Here is an 18,584-nt window from a genome sequence, read left to right on the forward strand (position 1 = left end):
AGCGTGCCAATCTAGGGAGCCCGTGCCCCGCCGTCCAGCGGCACGCCGGGATATCGTCTGCGCAAGGTTCAGCCGCGCTCGTCGCGCGTCTCGGTGATGCCGAGCAGCTTCAGCTTGCGGTGCAGCGCCGAACGCTCCATCCCGATGAAATTCGCGGTGCGCGAGATATTACCGGAAAAGCGCCGGATTTGGATGCGCAGATATTCGCGCTCGAATGTTTCTCGCGCTTCCTTCAGCGGCGCGCCCATGATCGCGTTGGTCCCCATCGCGCTGTCGGCCGGACCGCTCGTTCCCAGCACTTCGGGCGGCAACAGATCGAGGTCGATACGGCCGATACGGTCACCCGGCGCCAGAATGACGGTGCGCTCGACGACATTGCGCAGCTGGCGGACATTGCCAGGCCATTCGTAGCTTTGCAGCGCTACCATCGCGTCCGCGGCGACTTCGGGCGTGGGGACCCGGCGTTCGCGAGCGTAATGCGCAACGAAATACTCGACCAGCACGGGAATATCCTCGCGCCGTTCGGAAAGCGGCGGAATGCTGACGGGTACGACGTTGAGCCGGTAATACAGATCTTCGCGAAAATTCCCTTGGGCGATTTCGGCCATCAGGTCGCGCGACGTCGCCGAAACGACGCGGACGTCGACCTTCACCGTTCGCTGGCCACCGATCCGCGTAAAGCTCTGATCGGTAAGCACGCGCAGAATGCGTGCCTGCGTGGCGACAGGCATGTCGGCGATCTCGTCGAGGAACAGCGTGCCGCCATGCGCCTGTTCGAGCAGCCCGGGACGCACCAGGTCGCCCGCCTCTTCCACGCCGAACAATTCCTCTTCAACACGCTCGGGAGTCATTCGTGCCGCGCTGGCAATGACGAAGGGGGCGCCTCCGCGCTGGCTCCAGCTGTGCAGCAAGCGCGCCGCGACTTCTTTGCCGGTTCCCGCTCCGCCGGTGATCAGGACGCGGCTTCCGGTCGCGGCGACTCGCTTCAGCGTCGCGCGGACGGCGTTGATCGCGCTGGAATTGCCCGTGAGATCGGTATCGAAACCCACGGTCGCGCGCAGCGATGCGACTTCGCGCCGCAACCGCTCGGTCTCGGTCGCGCGTTCCACCATCAGTAACAGCCGCTCGGCCTCGAAGGGCTTTTCGATGAAGTCGGCGGCGCCGCGCCGGATCGCCGCGACCGCCGTATCGAGATTGCCGTGGCCCGAAATGACAAGCACCGGAATCGAGCTGTCGCGACGCTTGATCTCGTCGAGCAGATCAAGTCCGTCGAGCTTCGATCCCTGGAGCCAGACGTCGAGCAGCACCAGCGACGGCCGGCGGTCGGCGATCGCTTCCAGCGCACCGGTACTGTCGGCCGCGCCGCGGGTTTCATAGCCTTCGTCCTCTAGGACGCCGGAAACCAGCTCCCGAATGTCGCGTTCGTCGTCAACGACGAGGATGTCGAGTGTCATGAGCGTCCACTTTCATTACGAGTGAGTGCGGCGAGACGGGAATCTTCCCCTTCCCCGCTCTCGTCTCCGGCTTCTGCGGCGAGATGGGACAGAAGCGTCGTATCGAAGACCATGCGCACCAATGTGCCTCCTCCCGGTCGGTCGGAGAAACTGACGGTACCGAAATGCTCTTCGACAATCTTTTTCACGATCGCGAGGCCGAGGCCGGTGCCGCGGCTGCGCGTCGTCATATACGGTTCCACGATCCGGTCGCGTTCGATTGGCAGGCCGACCCCGTTATCGGCCACTTCCACGCACAGCGCCCCTTCGCCGTTGCGGCTCACATATACGCTGATTTCTCCCGGAACACCCGTTTCCTCACGCGCCTCGACGGCTTCGACGGCATTCTTCACGACATTGGTCAGCGCCTGCCCGATCTGGCGGCGATCGCAGACGAAGGGCGGCAGATCATCGTCGGCGGTGATGCGGAAACCGATGGCGGGATGCGCGACTTCGTGAAGGAAAACCGCCTGGCGGGCGATATCGAGCAGCGATTCCTCGCGGAAAACCGGCTTGGGCATCCGCGCGAAGGATGAGAATTCATCGACCATCCGCCGCAAGTCGCCAACCTGGCGCACGATAGTATCGGTCAAACGCGTGAAAGTACCGTCGGCCTCTTCCATCTTGCGCCCATAACGGCGTTGCAGTCGCTCTGCGGCAAGCTGGATCGGCGTCAGCGGATTCTTGATTTCATGGGCGATCCGCCGTGCAACATCCGACCAGGCGGCGCGGCGCTGGTCGAGCAGTTGCTGCGTGATGTCGTCGAAGGTCAGCACCTGACCGCTTTCGTCGCGCGTTACCTTCACCGCCAGCGTCCGAGGCTCCCCGCCAGTCGTCATCTGTACGATCGCCTCGCGTTCACCATTGTCGAGCAGCGCGTCGAGCTCGGGTGCGATTTCGGCAAGCCGGCGTCCAACGGCATCCGCTTCCTGCAGGTGCAGCAGCAGCCGGGCCGATTCGTTGATCAGCTGCGCGCGGCGCTCCGCGTCGATCGAGATCACCCCCGCCGTGACTCCCGACATGACGGCCTCGATAAGCGCGCGGCGGCTTTCGAGCTGGCGATTGGCGTCGACCAATTCGCCGGTCTGCTCCTGCAGCCGCTCGGTCATGATGTTGAACGCGAGGCCGAGCGTCCCGACCTCGTCGCGGCTGTTGGGGTCTTCGACCCGCACCGAAAGATCGCCCTGCGCGACCTGCCGCGCCGCGCCCACCAGCTTGTCGATCGGCCGCACGAGGCGATCGGCAACCGCCAGCGCGATCAGCATGGCAAGGCCGATGATCAGCAGCGCAACGACAAACAGCGCGATGTTGAATTTGAGGTGCAGCGACTGGGCGCGCTGCTGGAGCGAGTCATATTCCCGGTTGATCGCATCGGCCGAAACGACCTGCTTGTTCATGAACTCCACGTTCGCGCGTGTCCCGACATAGAGATAGGTGTCGGGAATCTGCCGGATGTTGATGACTACCCAGATCGTTTCGGTATCGCGGTCGACATAGGGAAAGACATTGGGGTTGAGCCCGTCGCCTATGCGTTTCGCCAGCACGTCGGTATCTGGCGGGAGAACCGTGTAGAGCACTTTCACCGGCTCACCCTCGCGATGCGTGAAGACCGCCGCTTCGGAAAGATTGCGCAGATAGAGCTGGAGCTCGAGAAACTCCTGAAATTCCTGAGATTCTCGGGGAATTTCGGGATATTTCGCGGCAAGGTCTTCGGTGATCGCGGCGGCTTCCCCCGCCCAGCGCTGCGCAACGAGATTGCGCCCCTCCTCGGCAAGCTTGATCGAGGCATTGAATGCTGTCCGGGCACGGTCCGACAGCCAGAACTGGGTGCCCGACTGGAACATCACCGATGCCGCGATGACGGTGAGCACGATCGGCACGCTGGCGATCAGCGAAAACAGCGCGACGAGCCGGATGTGCAGCCGTCCGCCGCCGCCCATCTCCGAACGCGCGACGCGGAACTTGGCGATACGCCGCCCCGCGAGCACGATCAGCGCCGCGAACGGCAGGAGGTTGCCCAGCAACAGCGCAGCACCGGTCAGCGGGCTGACAAGCTTGCCTTCGACATTTGCCTGATTGATGATCAGGAAAGTGATCGTCGCCATGCCGATCGCAACGGCCACCACGCCGATTTCGATCGCCGGTGCGACAATCGACCGTTCTGCCTTCCCGCCTTCCGCTTGCAGTTCTGGATCGGGTACGCCCGTCATCGTTGCATCAATACAACGGAGGCGTTGCTCCGAAAACACATAACTGACGTCGGCTCGTCGCTATTTTGGTACGCCCGACCCGGCGTGAAACGACTTCATGCCTTGATGTCGAGATGATCGAGCCGCTTGCGCAGCGTATTGCGGTTGATGCCGAGTGCCTGGGCGGCGCGCAGCTGGTTGCCGCCATATTGCTCGAGCATCGCTTCGATCAGCGGGCGTTCGACTTCGCCGATGATGCGATCGTACAGCGAGCCGTCGGTCAGCGAATCGGGTTCCTCGATCGCCATCCGCGCAAGCCGCGCACGGATCGCTGCTTCGATTCCCTCGTCGCGCACCTGGGCCGTTGCCAGCCCGCCTTCGCCAAGCGTACCGCGCAATTCGGCCGCGCCGATCAGCGAATCGCGGCTCAGCGCTGCGATACGGCGCATCAGGTTTTCAAGCTCGCGGACATTGCCCGGCCAGTCGTAGGATTCGAGCACCGCAATCGCTTCGTCGCTCAGCTGCTTGCGCGGCAATCCGTCCTCGGCGGCACGTTCGAGGAAATGATGCGCGAGCAGCGCGATATCCTGCCGGCGCTCGCGCAGCGAAGGAAGCGAGACGGGAACGACGTTCAGTCGGTAGAACAGGTCCTCGCGAAACTGGTTCGCCGTGACGAGCTGCGCCAGATCCTTGTTGGTCGCCGCGACGATACGGACATCGGCGCGAATGGTTCGCGCGCCGCCGACCGTCGTGAACTCGCCCGATTGCAGCACGCGCAACAGGCGCGTCTGCGCCTCCATCGGCATATCGCCGATCTCGTCGAGGAACAGAGTGCCGCCCTCGGCCTGTTCGAACTTGCCCGCCACCCGCGCCTGCGCGCCGGTAAAGGCGCCGCGTTCATGCCCGAAAAGCTCTGCTTCGATCAGCTCGCGCGGGATCGCCGCCATGTTCAGCGCGACGAACGGCGCCCGGCGACGCGTGCCGAGGTCATGGATCGCGCGCGCGACAAGTTCCTTGCCGGTGCCGGACTCTCCCGAGATCAGCACCGTGAGGTCGTTTGAAACGACTCGCGCGATCACCCGATAGACTTCCTGCATCGCCGGCGAGCGCCCGATCAGCGGCGACGCGGTGGCCTCATCGGCATCGGGAAGCTCCGCCGGTGCCCGACGTCGCCGTTCGAGCGCCCCTGCGACGGCCTGAGCCAGTGCATTGAGATCGAAGGGCTTGGGAAGATAGTCGAATGCGCCGACTTCGGTCGCGCGCACCGCGGTGGTCAGCGTGTTTCGCGCCGAAAAGACAATCACGGGCAGATCGGGAAGGCGTTCCATCAGCGGCTCGACGATATCGAGCCCGTTGCCATCGGGCAGGACGACATCGGTCACCAGCACGTCGGGAACGGCGCGTTCCAGTTCGCGGCGCATCTCGGCCAGCGTCGCGGCGGAGCGGACGTTATGCCCCTCGCGCTTGAGCGCCTGCACCACCACGGTACGAATGGCGTTGTCGTCATCGACGATCAAAATGCTTCCGGTCACGGCATTGCCCTTGCCAGCAGGAGGCGGAAGCTGGTCACCCCGTCCTCGCGCGAATATTGCACCATGCCACCCATGTCGCGCATCAGCTTGTCCACCAGCGGCAGGCCCAGCCCCTTTCCTTCCGGTTTGCCCGAAACAAAGGGTTCGAAGAGATGGTCGGCAATGTCCTCGGGCGCGCCGGGCCCGTTGTCGGCTATCACGATCTCGATCGGGAGCGGGCGTCGCGACTGACGCGGGCCGATACTTACCGACATGCCGTGCCGATATGCCGTGGACAAGGTGATCTTCGGCTCCGGCGTTTGCGCCAGCGCTTCGGCGGCGTTCTTGAGCAGGTTCACCAGCACCTGCAGAAATGCGTCGCGATCGACCATCACCGGCGGCAGCGACGGATCGAACCGCTCCTCGATCGCGATATCGCGCGCGAAGCCGGTCCGGGCAAGCCGTCCGGCATGTTCGAGCAGCGGATAGACATTGGTCGATTCCAGCTTCATCGGCCGGGTGTCGGTGAAGTCCTGCATCAAGTCGATCAGCGCGGCGATCCGGTCGACCTCGGTGGTGATCAGCCGGGTCAGTTCCGACCCCTCTTCGACACCGGGGTCGAGCAGCTGCGCCGCGCCGCGGATCCCCGACAGCGGGTTCTTGATTTCATGCGCCAGCATCGCGGCTGCGCCCATCGCCGCGCGCGCGCCCGCGGTTCGCTCGACGCCGTGCGCGCGCCGGGCGGTGGGTGCATGATGCAACGTCAGAATGCGCCACCCGGGATGATCGGCGATCATCGATTCGAGATAGTCGACGCGCAGCCGCGGACCGCGCACCACTTTCACATCAGCATCGAACGCGGCGAAACCATGTCCGCTGCGCCGCGCGGCATCGTCGGCGGGCGGCACCAGGATATCGCGCAATGTCTGACCAACCATCGAGCGTTCGGAGTGATTGAGCAGCAATTCGCAGGCCGCATTGGCATGCGCGACTCGTTCCTCGGGATCGAGGATCATCACCGCCACCGGCATCGCACCGAACATCTCGGCAAAGGAAGGACCGGCCACTGGCGCTTCCTCCCTTCCGGCCCTCAGGCCGCCGCGCGCGAACGCCACGGCGCGTAATATTCGTCGAGCATCGCCAGCACGCGTGTCGCGTCCGGTTCCTGATTAACCTTGTTACGGAACTCGGCCGAGCCGTGCAGCCCGCGCGTATACCAGCCGATATGCTTGCGCATCATGTTGACGCCCACCTGCTCGCCATAATGGGAGAGCGTTTCGGTATAGTGGCGCAGGATCGTCTGATACTGCTCCTCGATCGGGGGATCCGGCGTTTCCACGCCTTCGCACAGCGCGCGCATCACCTGACGCAGCAGCCAGGGCCGGCCATAGGCGCCGCGCCCGATCATCACGCCGTCCGCACCGGACTGTGCCAGCGCTTCGCGCGCATCCTCGACCGAACAGATATCGCCATTGACGATCACCGGGATCGAGACGACATCCTTCACCTTGCGGACAAAGGCCCAGTCGGCGCTTCCCTTGTACATCTGGTTGCGGGTGCGGCCGTGGACGGTCACCATCTTGACGCCCAGCTGTTCGGCGATTTTCGCCAGTTCGGGCGCATTGAGGCTGTCATGACACCAGCCCATCCGCATCTTGAGCGTGACCGGCGTCGAGACCGCATCGACGGTCGCCTTGACGATGGCAGCGGCGTGATCGAGGTCGCGCATCAGCGCCGAACCCGCGTCGCCGTTTGTCACCTTGCGAACCGGACAACCCATGTTGATGTCGATGATCGCCGCTCCGCGATCCTCGTTCAGCTTGGCAGCCTCTCCCATTTCGTGCGGTGTGCAGCCGACGAGCTGCATCGATACCGGCTCTTCGATCGGGTCCCACGCTGCCTTGATCACCGACTGGCGCGTCTCGCGGATCGCCGCGGCGCTCGCAATCATCTCGGTGACGTTAAGCCCGGAGCCGAAACGGCGCACGGCGCGGCGGAACGGCAGGTCGGTCACGCCCGTCATGGGCGCGAGCAACACGGGCGCATCGATACGGACATCGCCGATCTGGATGGGAGCGAGTTTCGTCATGTCTGCCTGAAAAATAGGCAGTTGCCGCTATCGGCACAAGCGACGATTGGCAAGCCGTGCCGGCGCGGCTAGGGCGCATCGGCATGGGACGCACCGTTGCGATCATCGTTGCCGCCGGTACGGGGTCGCGCATGGGCGGCGATCCGAAGCAGTATCGGCTGCTTTCGGGGCGTCCGGTGATCGCGCACAGCCATGCGGCGCTGGCGCGCCACCCCGGCATCGATGCCGTGCTGGTGGTGATCGGGCGCGGACAGGAAGCCATGCTGGCCAAGGCGATCGGCGATGTCCCGTTCGTGGTGGGCGGCGCCAGCAGGCGGGAATCGGTCCGCAACGGTCTGGAGGCCATCGCCGCGCAGGGTAGCGCGGACAGCGTGTTGATCCACGACGCGGCGCGACCGATCATCCCCGCATCGGTGATCGATTCGCTGCTGATCGCCCTGCAGAGCAAAGCCGGAGCAACTCCCGCCCTGCCGGTTGCAGACACCATCGCCAGGGGATCGTCCCGCGGTTGGGTGCCCGATACGCTGGGGACGCTCGGCGACATTGTCGATCGCAGCACACTGGTCCGCATCCAGACGCCCCAGGCATTCCACTTCGATGCGATCCTCGCCGCACATCGCAACTGGCCCGCGGACCGCGAAGCGACCGACGACGCCCAGATGCTCCGCCGCTCGGGCGAAGAAATCGCGCTGGTTCCAGGAGATACGGCATTGGAAAAGCTGACGCACCCGGATGATCTCGCACTCGCGGAGCTGCGTCTGGGCGCGGGGATGATCAGCCGCAGCGCCACCGGCTTCGACGTGCACCGCTATGCCGAGGGCAAACCGCTCTGGCTCGGCGGCATCGAAATCCCCTCCCCCGTCGGGCTTTCCGGTCACAGCGACGCCGACGTGCTCCTGCATGCCATTACCGATGCCCTGCTCGGCACTATCGGCGAAGGCGATATCGGGTTGCATTTCCCGCCCAGCGATCCGCAATGGGCGGGCGCGGCTTCGTCGCGGTTCCTGGAACACGCCGCGTCGCTGATCCGCGCCCGCGGCGGCTTTATCGATTTCGTCGACGCCACCATAATCTGCGAACGGCCGAAGATCGGACCGCACCGCGAAGCGATCCGCCAAAGCGTCGCGGCGCTGTTGCGGCTGCCAGTGGAGGCGATTAGCATCAAGGCAACGACAACCGAACGGCTGGGCTTTACCGGCCGCGGCGAAGGAATGGCGGCGCAGGCTATCGCGACCGTCAGGCTGAAAGGGAACGGCGCATGAAGATGAAAGCGTTGATGACGGCAGGCGCGACCTGGCTCGCGCTGCTGGGTACTGCGGCGCATGCGCAGGCAGTGACGGCCGCGGCCAAGCCATGCGTCACCACCAGCGAAATCCGCGCCGGCCTGCTCACGCTGCTACCCGGCGTGCTGAGCGCGGTGCGCGACGCATGCCTTCCCAAACTGGACGACGATTCGTTTTTCGCCAATGGCGGCGAAGCGATGGTCGCCTATTACAATGTGGCGGGCGAGACCGCCGCTCCGGTCGCGATCGCAGCCATCCAGCGATTGAGTAGCGAATCGGACGATTTCAACATTCCCGAAGAGTTCGACCCGGCGATGGTCAGCGTGCTCGTCGGCTCCCTGCTGGGGCCGATCCTGGCCAAGGAACTCGATGCCGGCACCTGCGGCTATGCCGATCGCGCACTGGAGCAACTCGCACCGCTGCCTCCTGAAAACCTGACCGGCTTCGTCGCCATCGTCGCGGAAGGCGCGCTCGCCGCCAAGCGCAAAAAGGCAGAAGCGGCAGCCGCGGAAGCAGCCCAGGCCCTTGCGGAAGCCGAAACGCCGGACGAGATCGCGGCCGCCGAAGCATTGGTGGAAGCTGCCAAGAACGACACGATTCCATTCGAAATCTGCAGCTCGGAGCTGGTTTCCCGGTAATGGATACCATCCTTCCCCCGGAACTCGTCGAAGCCGCTCGCAAGGTGGTCGAAGCAAACCGCATGCGGGGCCGCACGATCGCCGTCGCCGAAAGCTGCACCGGAGGACTGGTGGCAGCCGCGCTGACAGAAATTCCCGGCTCTTCCGACGTACTGGAATGCGCGTTCGTCAGCTATTCGAACGAAGCCAAGATGGACCTTCTGAAGGTCAGTCAGGATGTCCTTGAAACCTTCGGCGCGGTATCGATCGCGGTCGCCTGGAGCATGGCGCAGGGCGCGCTGGAAAAGAGCCATGCCAATGTCGCGGTCGCTATCACCGGCATCGCCGGTCCCGGTGGCGGCACGGACAAGAAACCTGTGGGAACCGTCGTCTTCGCGCGAGCAGAACGCGGCGCCGATCCGACCGATGTCGTCGCCGACTCGCGGCATTTCGACGATGAAGGACGCGGGTCGGTGCGGCTTCAGGCCGCGTTGTGCGCGCTCGAACTGCTGATGCCGCCCGAATAGAGCTCCGCGGCGCGATCCTCGAACGCGGAGATCATCCTGCGCAGGGCACGGTCGAACACCTGCCCTGCCAGCATTTCGAAGACGCGGTTCTTGAATGCGAAATCGACGCAGAAATCGACGATGCAACCGCCCTCTCCATCCGACTGGAACTTCCAGTCGTTGCGGAGATATTTGAGTGGGCCATCGACATAATCGACATGGATCGATTCCGGCCGGTGCTTCTCGACCTTCGACGTGAAAGTCTCGCGCAGGCTCTTGAAGCCGACGACCATGTCGGCGGTCATCATCGTTTCGCTGTTCGAACGCACCCGAATCGCCGAAACCCAGGGCAGGAATTCGGGATAGGACGGAACGTCCGCGACCAGATCGAACATCTGCTCGGGCGTATAGGGCAAGTGGCGCTGCTCGGTATGTTTGGGCATGCTGTCTGCGCGTTCAGCCCTTCAGCTTTCCGGCACGCGCCAGCTTCTCTTCACGCGCGGCCTTCATCTTGGCGAAATCGTCGCCCGCGTGATAGCTCGACCGGGTGAGCGGCGAGGACGCCACCATAAGGAAGCCCTTGGCGCGCGCGACGGCGGCATAGGCATCGAAGCCCTGCGGCGTCACGAATTCCTGCACCTTGGCGTGCTTGGGCGTCGGCTGCAGATACTGGCCCATCGTCAGGAAATCGATGTCGGCCGATCGCATGTCGTCCATCACCTGATGGACTTCGAGCCGCTCCTCGCCCAGCCCGAGCATGATCCCGGACTTGGTGAAGATCGAAGGGTCGAGCTTCTTGACCGTCTCCAGCAGGCGCAGCGAGGCATAATAGCGCGCGCCCGGGCGGATCGTGGGATAGTTGCGCGGAACGGTTTCCAGATTGTGGTTGAACACGTCCGGCCGGGCATCGACGATCATTTCGATCGCCCGCTCGTGCTTGTTGCGGAAATCGGGCGTCAGGATCTCGATCGTGGTGTTCGGCGCCTGATCGCGCAGCGCGCGGATCACCTTGACGAACTGCTCGGCGCCGCCGTCCGGCAGATCGTCGCGATCGACCGAGGTGATGACGATATGTTCGAGCCCCATCTGGATCGCGACATCGGCAACATGCTGCGGCTCCATCGGGTCGAGCGCGCGGGGCATGCCCGTTTTGACGTTGCAGAAGGCACAAGCCCGCGTGCAGGTGTCGCCGAGGATCATCACCGTAGCGTGCTTCTTCGACCAGCATTCGCCCATGTTCGGGCAGGCGGCCTCTTCGCACACCGTGGCGAGGTTCTTGGCACGCATCAGCGCGCGGGTTTCGGCAACCATTTTCGAGGTCGGCGCTTTTACCCGGATCCAGTCGGGTTTGCGCTGACGTTCGGGCCGGGGCAGCTGCGTCATTTCGTTCATGTCCGCGAGATAGCGATGGCTTGCCCCAGAGACAACACGCGCTAGGTAGGCATCGAGGAACAGAGGGGAACAAAATGACCGATTTCGCCGATCTGATCGCAGGCTATCATCGCTTCCGCGAAACCGGCTGGAAACGCGAACGCTCGCGCTGGGAAGATCTGGTCGGCGGACAGAGCCCCAAGGTCATGGTGATCGCCTGTTCGGACAGCCGAGTCGATCCGGCACAGATCTTCGATACCACCGCCGGCGAAATCTTTGTTGTCCGCAATGTCGCAAATCTGGTCCCGCCGTTCGAAATGGGCGGTGGGCGCCACGGCGTCTCGGCGGCGCTGGAATTCGCGGTGACACAGCTCGAAGTGAGCGAGATCGTGATCATGGGGCATGGCAAGTGCGGCGGCGTCCATGCCGCGCTCACCCAGGCGTTTGACGGCGCCGATCCCGGCGCGGGCGGTTTCATCGATCACTGGGTGGACTTGCTTGATGACGCGCGCGAGCGGATCGTTGCCGAATATGGCGACGGACCCGAAGCGACTCGCGCGCTCGAAATGGAGACAGTCCGCGTTTCGATCGAGAATCTGAGGACCTTTCCGTTCATCCCCGAACGCGAAAAGGCCGGGAAGCTCAAACTCCAGGGGGCCTATTTCGCGATCGCCGACGGCATATTGCATGTCATGGGAGACGATGGCGCGTTCGCGCCTGCCTGACAGCCGCCTGTCCTGCCCCAAAACGTCAGCTAGCCGGAGGACGCCGGATGTACCTCGCTTCGCTTCGCCATAATCTGGGTGGCATATTGCGATTCTCGGGGCGCAGCTCGCGTGAGTTCTTCTGGCCCTATGCGCTGACGCTGTTGGGCGTGACGGTGGCGGCAACTATTCTGGTCATGGCGCCGGCGATGTTCCGAATGAGCGAGACCTATGCCCGCGAGCATCCCGAACAAGTGGTCGAAACCGTCGGTCCTGGCGGGTATTCGATCGAAGTGAAGGATCCGCCGCCCGACCTGTTTCGCAACATCGACATCCCCCTTACCGAACTCGGCATCGTCGGCGGGCTTTTCCTGCTTCTCCTGGCCGCCGCTGTCACGCGACGCCTGCATGATCGCGGATTGCCGGGCATTCTCGGCATCCTGCCGCTTATCCCGTTTTCGGCCAGCGCCTTCTATTTCATGCCCCGAATCTTTCACCAATTCGCGCTTGCTGATGGGTCGCCACCGACCGCTTTCGTAGCCGCCTTCTTCTGCAACCTGCTCTATCTCGGGCTGCTGCTCGGGCTGGGCCTGTTGCTCGCGATGAAAGGCCAGCCGCAGTCGAACCGTTATGGCGATCCTCCCGAACCTGGCCGAGGCGAAGCGACACCCTAGTCCCAGTCGCCCAGGGCTTCCCGAGCCACCTTGATCACCTCATCGCTCAATTCGGGCGGCTGCATCGGCACACAGGCTTCGAGCCGGTCGGCGATTGCGGTAAGCGCTGCGATCCGTGCCGCTTTCTTGTTATTGCCGTCGATCACGGTCCACGGCGCCTTCTGCGTATCGGTGCGCGCGAACATTTCGGCATAGGCGTCCCAATAATCCGCCCGGCGCGCGCGATTGCGAAAATCGTCGAGCCCGGTTTTCCAGCGCTTCCACGGATGCGACAGCCGGTCGCGCAGACGATCGTCCTGTTCGTCCTGCGTGACATGAACGAACAGTTTTACCAGCGTCGTGCCGGTATCGATCTGTTGGGCCTCGAATGCGTTGATTTCGGTATAGCCGCGGCGCCATTCGGCCTCGCTGGCATAGCCTTCGACGCGCTCCACCGCGACGCGACCATACCAGGTGCGGTCGAAGATCGAGATATTGTGGAGCGGCGGCAGCCGCTGCCAGAAGCGCCAGAGGAAATGATGCGCCTTTTCCTCCGGCGTCGGCGCGGAAATCGGCCAAACTTCGAAATAGCGCGGGTCCCATTGCGCGGTCAGGCGACGAATAATGCCGCCCTTCCCCGCCGCGTCCCAGCCTTCGATGGCGATGATCGCGCGCCGCCGGTGGACGATATGCGCATATTGGATATGCGCGAGCCGCTTTTGCAGCCTGGCGAGATCCTCCGAATAGTCGCCGTCATATTTCCTGCCGGCTTCATATTCGGAGAGATCGATCATCGCGCGGCTCACCCGGCGTCCGGCGAAACCACTTCGGCGGTATCCTTCTTCGCCTTCTCGGCCGCCACGGCCGGAGCAAGCCGTATATGCAGTTCCTTGAGCTGCTTGTCCGAAACCTCGCTCGGCGCACCCATCATCAGGTCCTCGGCGCGCTGGGTCATCGGGAAGGCGATCACTTCACGGATATTGGGCTCGTCGGCAAGCAGCATGACGATGCGGTCGACACCCGGTGCAGACCCGCCGTGGGGCGGCGCGCCATATTTGAAGGCGTTGATCATGCCCGCGAAATTAGTGTCGACATCGGCCTGGCTGTAGCCGGCGATTTCGAACGCCTTGTACATGATGTCCGGGCGATGGTTTCGGATCGCACCCGAGCTCAGTTCCACGCCGTTGCAGACGATATCGTACTGCCAGGCGAGGATATCGAGCGGGTCCTTGGTCTCAAGCGCCTCCATCTCGCCTTGCGGCATCGAGAAGGGATTGTGGCTGAAATCGACCTTCTTGGCGTCCTCGTCATATTCGAACATCGGGAAATCGACGATCCAGCAGAATTCGAACCGGCTTTCGTCGATCAGTTCCAGCTGCTCGGCGACGCGGGTGCGCGCGAGGCCGGCGAGCTTGGCCGCCTGTGCCTCCTTGCCCGCCGCGAAGAACAGGCCGTCATCGGGACCGAGGCCGAGTTCGTCGGCAAGCTTGTCCATCTTGTCCGGGCCGTGATTCTTGGCGATCGGACCGCCCCATTCGCCGCTCTTGCGCGTGGCATAGCCGAGACCCGGAAAGCCCTCGCTCTGTGCCCAGCTGTTCATGTCGTCGAAGAACTTGCGGCTCTTTTCCGCCGTGCCTGGTGCCGGGATCGCGCGGACGACATCGCCACCCTCGACGATGCTGGCGAAGCGGCCGAAGCCCGAGCCGTCGAAATGGCTCGACACATCGGTGATCAGGATCGGGTTGCGCAGATCGGGCTTGTCGTTGCCGTATTTCAGCATCGATTCCTTGTAGGGAATGCGCTTGAACGGCAGCGCCGAGACGGTGCGGTTCTTGCCTTCCCAATCGGCGAATTCCTCGAACACGCCGTGCAACACGGGCTCGATCGCCGCGAACACGTCTTCCTGCGTGACATAGCTCATTTCGAAATCGAGCTGGTAGAATTCACCCGGCGAACGATCGGCGCGCGCATCCTCGTCGCGGAAACAGGGCGCGATCTGGAAATACTTGTCGAAACCGGCGACCATCAGCAGCTGCTTGAACATCTGCGGCGCCTGCGGAAGCGCATAGAATTTACCGGGATGGACGCGGCTGGGCACCAGATAGTCGCGCGCGCCCTCGGGGCTCGATGCGGTGAGGATCGGTGTCTGGAACTCGGTGAAGCCCTGATCGATCATCCGGCGGCGCAGCGACGAAATCACGTCTGAACGCAGCTTGATGTTCTTGTGCACCTTCTCGCGGCGCAGATCGAGATAGCGATAGCGCAGGCGGATATCCTCGGGGTATTCCGAGTCGCCGAACACCGGCATCGGCAGGTCCTGTGCCGCCGACTGGACTGCCACTTCGGCCGCGCGCACTTCGATCTCGCCTGTCGGCAGGTTCGGATTGACCGCTTCGGCGTCGCGCGCGACGACTTTGCCGGTCACCGTTACCACCGATTCGCTGCGCAGCGACTCGATCACCGCAAAGGCGGGGCCGTCGACTTCGGTGACGATCTGGGTCAGTCCGTAGTGGTCGCGCAGATCGATAAAGACCAGATCGCCATGATCGCGCTTGCGATGAACCCAGCCCGAAACGCGGACTTCTTCACCGACATTGGCGGCGGTCAGCGCCCCGCAATTGTGCGTACGATAGGGATGCATATCCTCGAACTCTGCTTTTTCCGCCATTTTGGTGGCCCGAACCCCGAATTCACCGCGCAAAAATAACGGTGGCGGAAGCCGGTGCCGGCCATACTGACGCTCAATTTGATACGAGCGGCGCGAATCCGCGTCGCATCGTCCTTTGTCAACCCGCGCAGAGCGGTCTAAAGGGCCCCGATGCACATTCATGGCCTGATCGAGGACTCTGCCGCCCTCGCCAATCTTTGTAACCGCTTCGCCAACAAACCCTTCGTCGCGGTCGACACCGAATTCATGCGTGAGAACAGCTACTGGCCCGAGCTGTGCCTCATCCAGATCGCTGATGACGAAGAGGCGGCCGCCGTCGATCCGATGGCGGACGGGCTCGATCTGACACCGTTGCTCCATCTGCTCACCGAGAATCAGGACGTGCTCAAGGTGTTCCATGCCGGCGGTCAGGATATCGAGATCGTCTACAATCTCACCGGCAAGACTCCGCACCCGCTGTTCGACACCCAGGTTGCGGCGATGGCGCTGGGGCAAGGCGAACAGATCGGCTATTCGAACCTTGTCGACAGCTATCTCGGCATTTCGATCGACAAGGGCGCGCGTTTCACCGACTGGAGCCGGCGCCCGCTCGACAAGCGCCAGATCGACTATGCGATCGCCGACGTCACGCATCTCTCGAAGATCTTTCCCAAGATGCTCGACAAACTGATGAAGACCGGCCGCGGCGCGTGGCTCGACGAGGAGATGGAGCGGCTTTCCAACCCGGAAAACTATCGCAACGATCCCGACGCCGCATGGCAGCGCGTGCGCATTCCCAGCCGCAAGGCCGATGTGCTCGGTCGGCTGAAGGCGCTGGCGCGCTGGCGCGAGCTTGAGGCGCAGAACAAGGATCTTCCGCGCGGCCGCATCGTCAAGGACGAGACGCTGGCCGATCTGGCGGGCAATCCTCCGCGCAAACAGGCCGATCTCGGCCGCGTGCGCGGGCTTTCGAGCGCCTGGTCGTCAAACGATATCGGCGGCCGGCTGGTCGCCGCGCTGGCCGATGCCAAGCCGCTGTCGAGCGAGGAAATGCCGTCGCGCGATTCGCGCAAGCCGGCCCTGGGCAAGGACGGCGCGCTGGTTGCCGACCTGCTCAAGCTGCTGCTCAAGATTCGCGCCAAGGAAATCAGCGTCGCTGCCCGCCTGCTCGCGCGCTCGGACGATCTCGAAGCGCTTGCGGCGGGACAACGGGAAGACCTCGCGATCCTACGCGGTTGGCGATACGAGCAATTCGGACGCGACGCGCTCGCACTGGTTGAAGGCCAGCTGGGCTTCACCGTGCGCAACGGCAAGCTCAAGATGACCCGTACCGAGGAAACAGAGGAGACCGCATGAAGCCGCATCTGCCGCTCGCCGTCCTGATGCTTGCCGCTGGTTGCGCCCCGGCGGATCCGGGCGAATCGCCTCCCCCCGCCTCTACCGCTTGCGGCGCAGAGCGCGTCCAGAACTATGTCGGCAAGCAAGTCGACGCTGTGCGCGCTCAAGCGATCGCGGAAAGCGGCGCGGAAATCCTGCGTGTCTATGCCGAGGGGGATCCGGTGACGATGGATTACCGCCCGGCACGGCTGAATCTGGTCACCGATGACGCAGGCGTTATCGTAACCGTGAAATGTGGGTGAGGAACTAGCCTAGGGGTAAGACAATGCGCGGATCGACAATTGCCGCAGCAGCGGTTGTACTGCTGGCCGCGGGAATATTCAGTCAGGGCGCATCGGCTGATGCGCCCCGTGGCATGAGCGATCCGGCACTGGAAGCGCGCGTGGCGGCGCTCGAGGCACGCGTGGCCCGACTTGAAGCTTCCCAGGCACACGGTTCGCGTCGGCAGACCGTGACGATCCGTGTCGATGAACAATGCGGCTTCACCAGTGCAAGCTGCCGGTTCAATGCCCGGCAGATCTGCGAGAATCTCGGCTATGAAAACTCGGTCGTGAGCCGCAGCGAGCAAATCGAACGGCGCTATTGGCTCAAGCGAGTGACGTGCGCGCCCTGACCGGCCGTCATTGACGCAATTCGGGTTCCACGCCCAGCGCTTCGGCCAGTGTCTTGTGCCGCCGTTCGACGCTGTCGCCATATAATGCGGCATCTTCCGGCGCGACCTTCACTGCCAGCCGTGCATTGCCGAGCTTTAGCGAGCAGCGGCGAAGCGCGCTTTCGGCACCGCCGCTGATGCGTTGGCCAAGGCGAATCGCGAGTCCCCATAGCTGCGCCCGGCGAAGCAGATCCGGCGAAGCCAGCTGCGGCAGCGGTTCGGGAGATTGCTGCCCCCCACCCAGCGCGGTGAACAACGCCTGGGCGAGTACCGCACGTCCGGTCGAATCGATCGCAACCCAGTTGCCGTGCAGCGCGGTGTCGAGCCCGCGCTCGGCACGGAATTCGGGATTGGCGCGCCAGCCGACATCCGCCAGCAGGCACGACACATGGCGCAGCCGCCGCAGATCGGGCGTCTCGTCGTCGAACAGCGGTTCGACCCACTGGTTGAGCAAGTCGCCGTGACCGGGAAAGCGTCCGAGCCGGTCGCCTTCCTCGCGCGCGGCGGCGATCAGCGGGTCTTCGCGCCGTGCCTCGGGCGATAATGTCGAAAACAACAGCCCCTCGCGCAGGCCATAGGCGGAAACGACGCTACGCGTGCTCTTCAAGTGCTTCAGCACCGATGTCAGCAAAGCCTGCGCATCGCCCAGCGTCGCGATACGTCCGCTGGAAAGACCGGCGACCGATTTCAGCTTGGCTTTCGAGACATGACTGACGGTGCGCCCCAGCCGTGCAATCCGCTCCGGCTCCATGACATATTGGTGGACGATCGGCAGCGGGAATTTCGACAGATGCATGTCGAGCCGCGCGACCGCGCGCCAGGAGCCGCCGACCAGATAGAATGGAAGCCCCTCCCCGCGCCCGAGCCAACCCGACTCGCGCAGCATCTTCGCCACCTTGCGATCGAGCGCGCCATGCCCCTTTGCGCGGATCGCCTGGATTCGCAGCACGCCCAGCGGAAAGGAGATGCGATCAGTGACGGCACCGGCCACGACGCGCACCAGCTCCAGACTGCCGCCGCCCAGGTCTCCGACGATCCCGTCCGCGTCGGGGATACCCGAAAGGACGCCCATGCCCGACGCCATTGCCTCTTCCAGGCCGGACAGCGTCTCGACCTGCAGCCCCACCGCCTTGGCGGCCTTGATCAGATCCTTTCCGTTGCTGGCATCGCGCACCGCCGCCGTCGCCACGGTGCGCAGATCGTGCACGCCCATTTCGCGCGCCAGCATTGCGAATCGTGCCAATGCACCACGTGCGAGTGCCAGCGAGGATTCCTCGATGGCACCGGTTTCGCCGAGCGACTTGCCCAGGCCGGCCATCACCTTTTCATTGAACAACACCGCCGGAAGCCGCGGGGGGCCGTCATAGACAACCAGCCGGATCGAATTTGAACCGATGTCGATGATCGCGCGACGCGTATCGACCGGATCGGTATCGGCGCGCGGCTTGCGGAAGAGCAGGGTCGCCACCGT

18 protein-coding genes are annotated in these 18,584 nt (G+C 63.8%); 8 read left to right on the plus strand and 10 right to left on the minus strand.

All coding sequences use genetic code 11. The features are described 5' to 3' along the window. Positions 1-68: 68 nt before the first annotated feature. The 5 genes from ntrX to dusB form a co-directional block, all read right to left on the minus strand. Positions 69-1,454, minus strand: coding sequence for a nitrogen assimilation response regulator NtrX (ntrX, locus tag G5C33_RS11310; RefSeq protein ID WP_165327307.1), 1,386 nt, complete (start codon positions 1,452-1,454; stop codon positions 69-71). Then, a complete protein-coding gene (locus tag G5C33_RS11315; RefSeq protein ID WP_165327308.1) occupies positions 1,451-3,703 on the minus strand; it encodes a sensor histidine kinase NtrY-like in 2,253 nt (750 codons plus the stop codon). Before G5C33_RS11315 ends, ntrX begins: the two co-directional genes overlap by 4 nt. A gap of 95 nt (positions 3,704-3,798) precedes the next feature. Then, positions 3,799-5,214: a nitrogen regulation protein NR(I) gene (gene ntrC, locus G5C33_RS11320; protein ID WP_165327309.1), complete on the minus strand. Its 1,416-nt coding sequence runs from the start codon at positions 5,212-5,214 to the stop codon at positions 3,799-3,801. Continuing rightward, complete coding sequence (locus G5C33_RS11325; protein ID WP_165327310.1) at positions 5,211-6,308, minus strand: two-component system sensor histidine kinase NtrB; 1,098 nt, start codon at positions 6,306-6,308, stop codon at positions 5,211-5,213. The genes ntrC and G5C33_RS11325 overlap by 4 nt, the downstream gene beginning before the upstream one ends. Beyond that, positions 6,284-7,282: a tRNA dihydrouridine synthase DusB gene (dusB, locus tag G5C33_RS11330; RefSeq protein ID WP_165327311.1), complete on the minus strand. Its 999-nt coding sequence runs from the start codon at positions 7,280-7,282 to the stop codon at positions 6,284-6,286. The genes G5C33_RS11325 and dusB overlap by 25 nt, the downstream gene beginning before the upstream one ends. A gap of 83 nt (positions 7,283-7,365) precedes the next feature. On the opposite strand from dusB, the gene G5C33_RS11335 reads away from it, so the two are divergent. From G5C33_RS11335 to G5C33_RS11345, 3 genes are read left to right on the plus strand one after another with little or no spacing between them, the layout of a single operon-like run. Further along, on the plus strand, positions 7,366-8,544 hold the full coding sequence (locus tag G5C33_RS11335) for a bifunctional 2-C-methyl-D-erythritol 4-phosphate cytidylyltransferase/2-C-methyl-D-erythritol 2,4-cyclodiphosphate synthase (RefSeq protein WP_165327312.1): 1,179 nt from the start codon (positions 7,366-7,368) through the stop codon (positions 8,542-8,544). Next, the gene (locus G5C33_RS11340) at positions 8,541-9,203 is read left to right on the plus strand and encodes a hypothetical protein (protein WP_165327313.1); all 663 of its coding nucleotides are present in this window, start codon (positions 8,541-8,543) and stop codon (positions 9,201-9,203) included. Before G5C33_RS11335 ends, G5C33_RS11340 begins: the two co-directional genes overlap by 4 nt. Beyond that, positions 9,203-9,709, plus strand: a complete 507-nt coding sequence (locus G5C33_RS11345) for a CinA family protein (protein ID WP_165327314.1) — start codon at positions 9,203-9,205, stop codon at positions 9,707-9,709. The genes G5C33_RS11340 and G5C33_RS11345 overlap by 1 nt, the downstream gene beginning before the upstream one ends. Here the strand turns inward: G5C33_RS11345 and G5C33_RS11350 are convergent. After that, the gene (locus G5C33_RS11350; RefSeq protein WP_165327315.1) at positions 9,664-10,131 is read right to left on the minus strand and encodes a type II toxin-antitoxin system RatA family toxin; all 468 of its coding nucleotides are present in this window, start codon (positions 10,129-10,131) and stop codon (positions 9,664-9,666) included. The genes G5C33_RS11345 and G5C33_RS11350 overlap by 46 nt on opposite strands. 13 nt (positions 10,132-10,144) lie before the next feature. Next, positions 10,145-11,080, minus strand: coding sequence for a lipoyl synthase (gene lipA / locus G5C33_RS11355; protein ID WP_165327316.1), 936 nt, complete (start codon positions 11,078-11,080; stop codon positions 10,145-10,147). A gap of 74 nt (positions 11,081-11,154) precedes the next feature. Between lipA and G5C33_RS11360 the strand changes: the two genes are divergently transcribed. Both G5C33_RS11360 and G5C33_RS11365 read left to right on the plus strand, forming a co-directional pair. Continuing rightward, positions 11,155-11,784: a carbonic anhydrase gene (locus tag G5C33_RS11360; protein ID WP_165327317.1), complete on the plus strand. Its 630-nt coding sequence runs from the start codon at positions 11,155-11,157 to the stop codon at positions 11,782-11,784. Between the two features lie 47 nt (positions 11,785-11,831). After that, positions 11,832-12,437: a DUF805 domain-containing protein gene (locus G5C33_RS11365; protein WP_165327318.1), complete on the plus strand. Its 606-nt coding sequence runs from the start codon at positions 11,832-11,834 to the stop codon at positions 12,435-12,437. Here the strand turns inward: G5C33_RS11365 and G5C33_RS11370 are convergent. Both G5C33_RS11370 and aspS read right to left on the minus strand, forming a co-directional pair. Next, positions 12,434-13,210: a polyphosphate kinase 2 family protein gene (locus G5C33_RS11370; protein ID WP_165327319.1), complete on the minus strand. Its 777-nt coding sequence runs from the start codon at positions 13,208-13,210 to the stop codon at positions 12,434-12,436. The two genes, G5C33_RS11365 and G5C33_RS11370, sit on opposite strands and share 4 nt — an antisense overlap. Positions 13,211-13,218: 8 nt before the next feature. Continuing rightward, a complete protein-coding gene (gene aspS / locus G5C33_RS11375) occupies positions 13,219-15,057 on the minus strand; it encodes an aspartate--tRNA ligase (protein ID WP_165328834.1) in 1,839 nt (612 codons plus the stop codon). A gap of 177 nt (positions 15,058-15,234) precedes the next feature. On the opposite strand from aspS, the gene rnd reads away from it, so the two are divergent. From rnd to G5C33_RS11390, 3 genes are read left to right on the plus strand one after another with little or no spacing between them, the layout of a single operon-like run. Continuing rightward, positions 15,235-16,419 carry a ribonuclease D gene (gene rnd, locus G5C33_RS11380; RefSeq protein WP_165327320.1) on the plus strand — a complete coding sequence of 395 codons (1,185 nt, stop codon included), beginning with the start codon at positions 15,235-15,237 and terminating at the stop codon, positions 16,417-16,419. Continuing rightward, positions 16,416-16,703, plus strand: coding sequence for an I78 family peptidase inhibitor (locus tag G5C33_RS11385; protein WP_165327321.1), 288 nt, complete (start codon positions 16,416-16,418; stop codon positions 16,701-16,703). The genes rnd and G5C33_RS11385 overlap by 4 nt, the downstream gene beginning before the upstream one ends. Before the next feature lie 23 nt (positions 16,704-16,726). Next, complete coding sequence (locus tag G5C33_RS11390) at positions 16,727-17,074, plus strand: hypothetical protein (RefSeq protein ID WP_165327322.1); 348 nt, start codon at positions 16,727-16,729, stop codon at positions 17,072-17,074. Between the two features lie 7 nt (positions 17,075-17,081). Here G5C33_RS11390 and G5C33_RS11395 read toward each other — a convergent pair whose 3' ends face one another. After that, the gene (locus tag G5C33_RS11395; protein ID WP_165327323.1) at positions 17,082-18,581 is read right to left on the minus strand and encodes a Ppx/GppA family phosphatase; all 1,500 of its coding nucleotides are present in this window, start codon (positions 18,579-18,581) and stop codon (positions 17,082-17,084) included. Positions 18,582-18,584: the final 3 nt, after the last annotated feature.

The organism is Sphingosinithalassobacter tenebrarum, from assembly GCF_011057975.1.
GTDB lineage: Bacteria > Pseudomonadota > Alphaproteobacteria > Sphingomonadales > Sphingomonadaceae > Sphingomonas > Sphingomonas tenebrarum.

Excerpts from the sequence above, each read along its gene's own strand:
- rnd (WP_165327320.1), top strand. The coding sequence starts at position 15,235 with ATGCACATTCATGGCCTGATCGAGGACTCTGCCGCCCTCGCCAATCTT.
- G5C33_RS11350 (WP_165327315.1), bottom strand. The coding sequence starts at position 10,131 with ATGCCCAAACATACCGAGCAGCGCCACTTGCCCTATACGCCCGAGCAG.
- G5C33_RS11385 (WP_165327321.1), top strand. The coding sequence starts at position 16,416 with ATGAAGCCGCATCTGCCGCTCGCCGTCCTGATGCTTGCCGCTGGTTGC.
- dusB (WP_165327311.1), bottom strand. The coding sequence starts at position 7,282 with ATGACGAAACTCGCTCCCATCCAGATCGGCGATGTCCGTATCGATGCG.
- G5C33_RS11360 (WP_165327317.1), top strand. The coding sequence starts at position 11,155 with ATGACCGATTTCGCCGATCTGATCGCAGGCTATCATCGCTTCCGCGAA.
- G5C33_RS11340 (WP_165327313.1), top strand. The coding sequence starts at position 8,541 with ATGAAGATGAAAGCGTTGATGACGGCAGGCGCGACCTGGCTCGCGCTG.
- G5C33_RS11365 (WP_165327318.1), top strand. The coding sequence starts at position 11,832 with ATGTACCTCGCTTCGCTTCGCCATAATCTGGGTGGCATATTGCGATTC.
- ntrX (WP_165327307.1), bottom strand. The coding sequence starts at position 1,454 with ATGACACTCGACATCCTCGTCGTTGACGACGAACGCGACATTCGGGAG.
- lipA (WP_165327316.1), bottom strand. The coding sequence starts at position 11,080 with ATGAACGAAATGACGCAGCTGCCCCGGCCCGAACGTCAGCGCAAACCC.
- G5C33_RS11345 (WP_165327314.1), top strand. The coding sequence starts at position 9,203 with ATGGATACCATCCTTCCCCCGGAACTCGTCGAAGCCGCTCGCAAGGTG.
- aspS (WP_165328834.1), bottom strand. The coding sequence starts at position 15,057 with ATGCATCCCTATCGTACGCACAATTGCGGGGCGCTGACCGCCGCCAAT.
- G5C33_RS11370 (WP_165327319.1), bottom strand. The coding sequence starts at position 13,210 with ATGATCGATCTCTCCGAATATGAAGCCGGCAGGAAATATGACGGCGAC.
- G5C33_RS11335 (WP_165327312.1), top strand. The coding sequence starts at position 7,366 with ATGGGACGCACCGTTGCGATCATCGTTGCCGCCGGTACGGGGTCGCGC.
- G5C33_RS11315 (WP_165327308.1), bottom strand. The coding sequence starts at position 3,703 with ATGACGGGCGTACCCGATCCAGAACTGCAAGCGGAAGGCGGGAAGGCA.
- G5C33_RS11390 (WP_165327322.1), top strand. The coding sequence starts at position 16,727 with ATGCGCGGATCGACAATTGCCGCAGCAGCGGTTGTACTGCTGGCCGCG.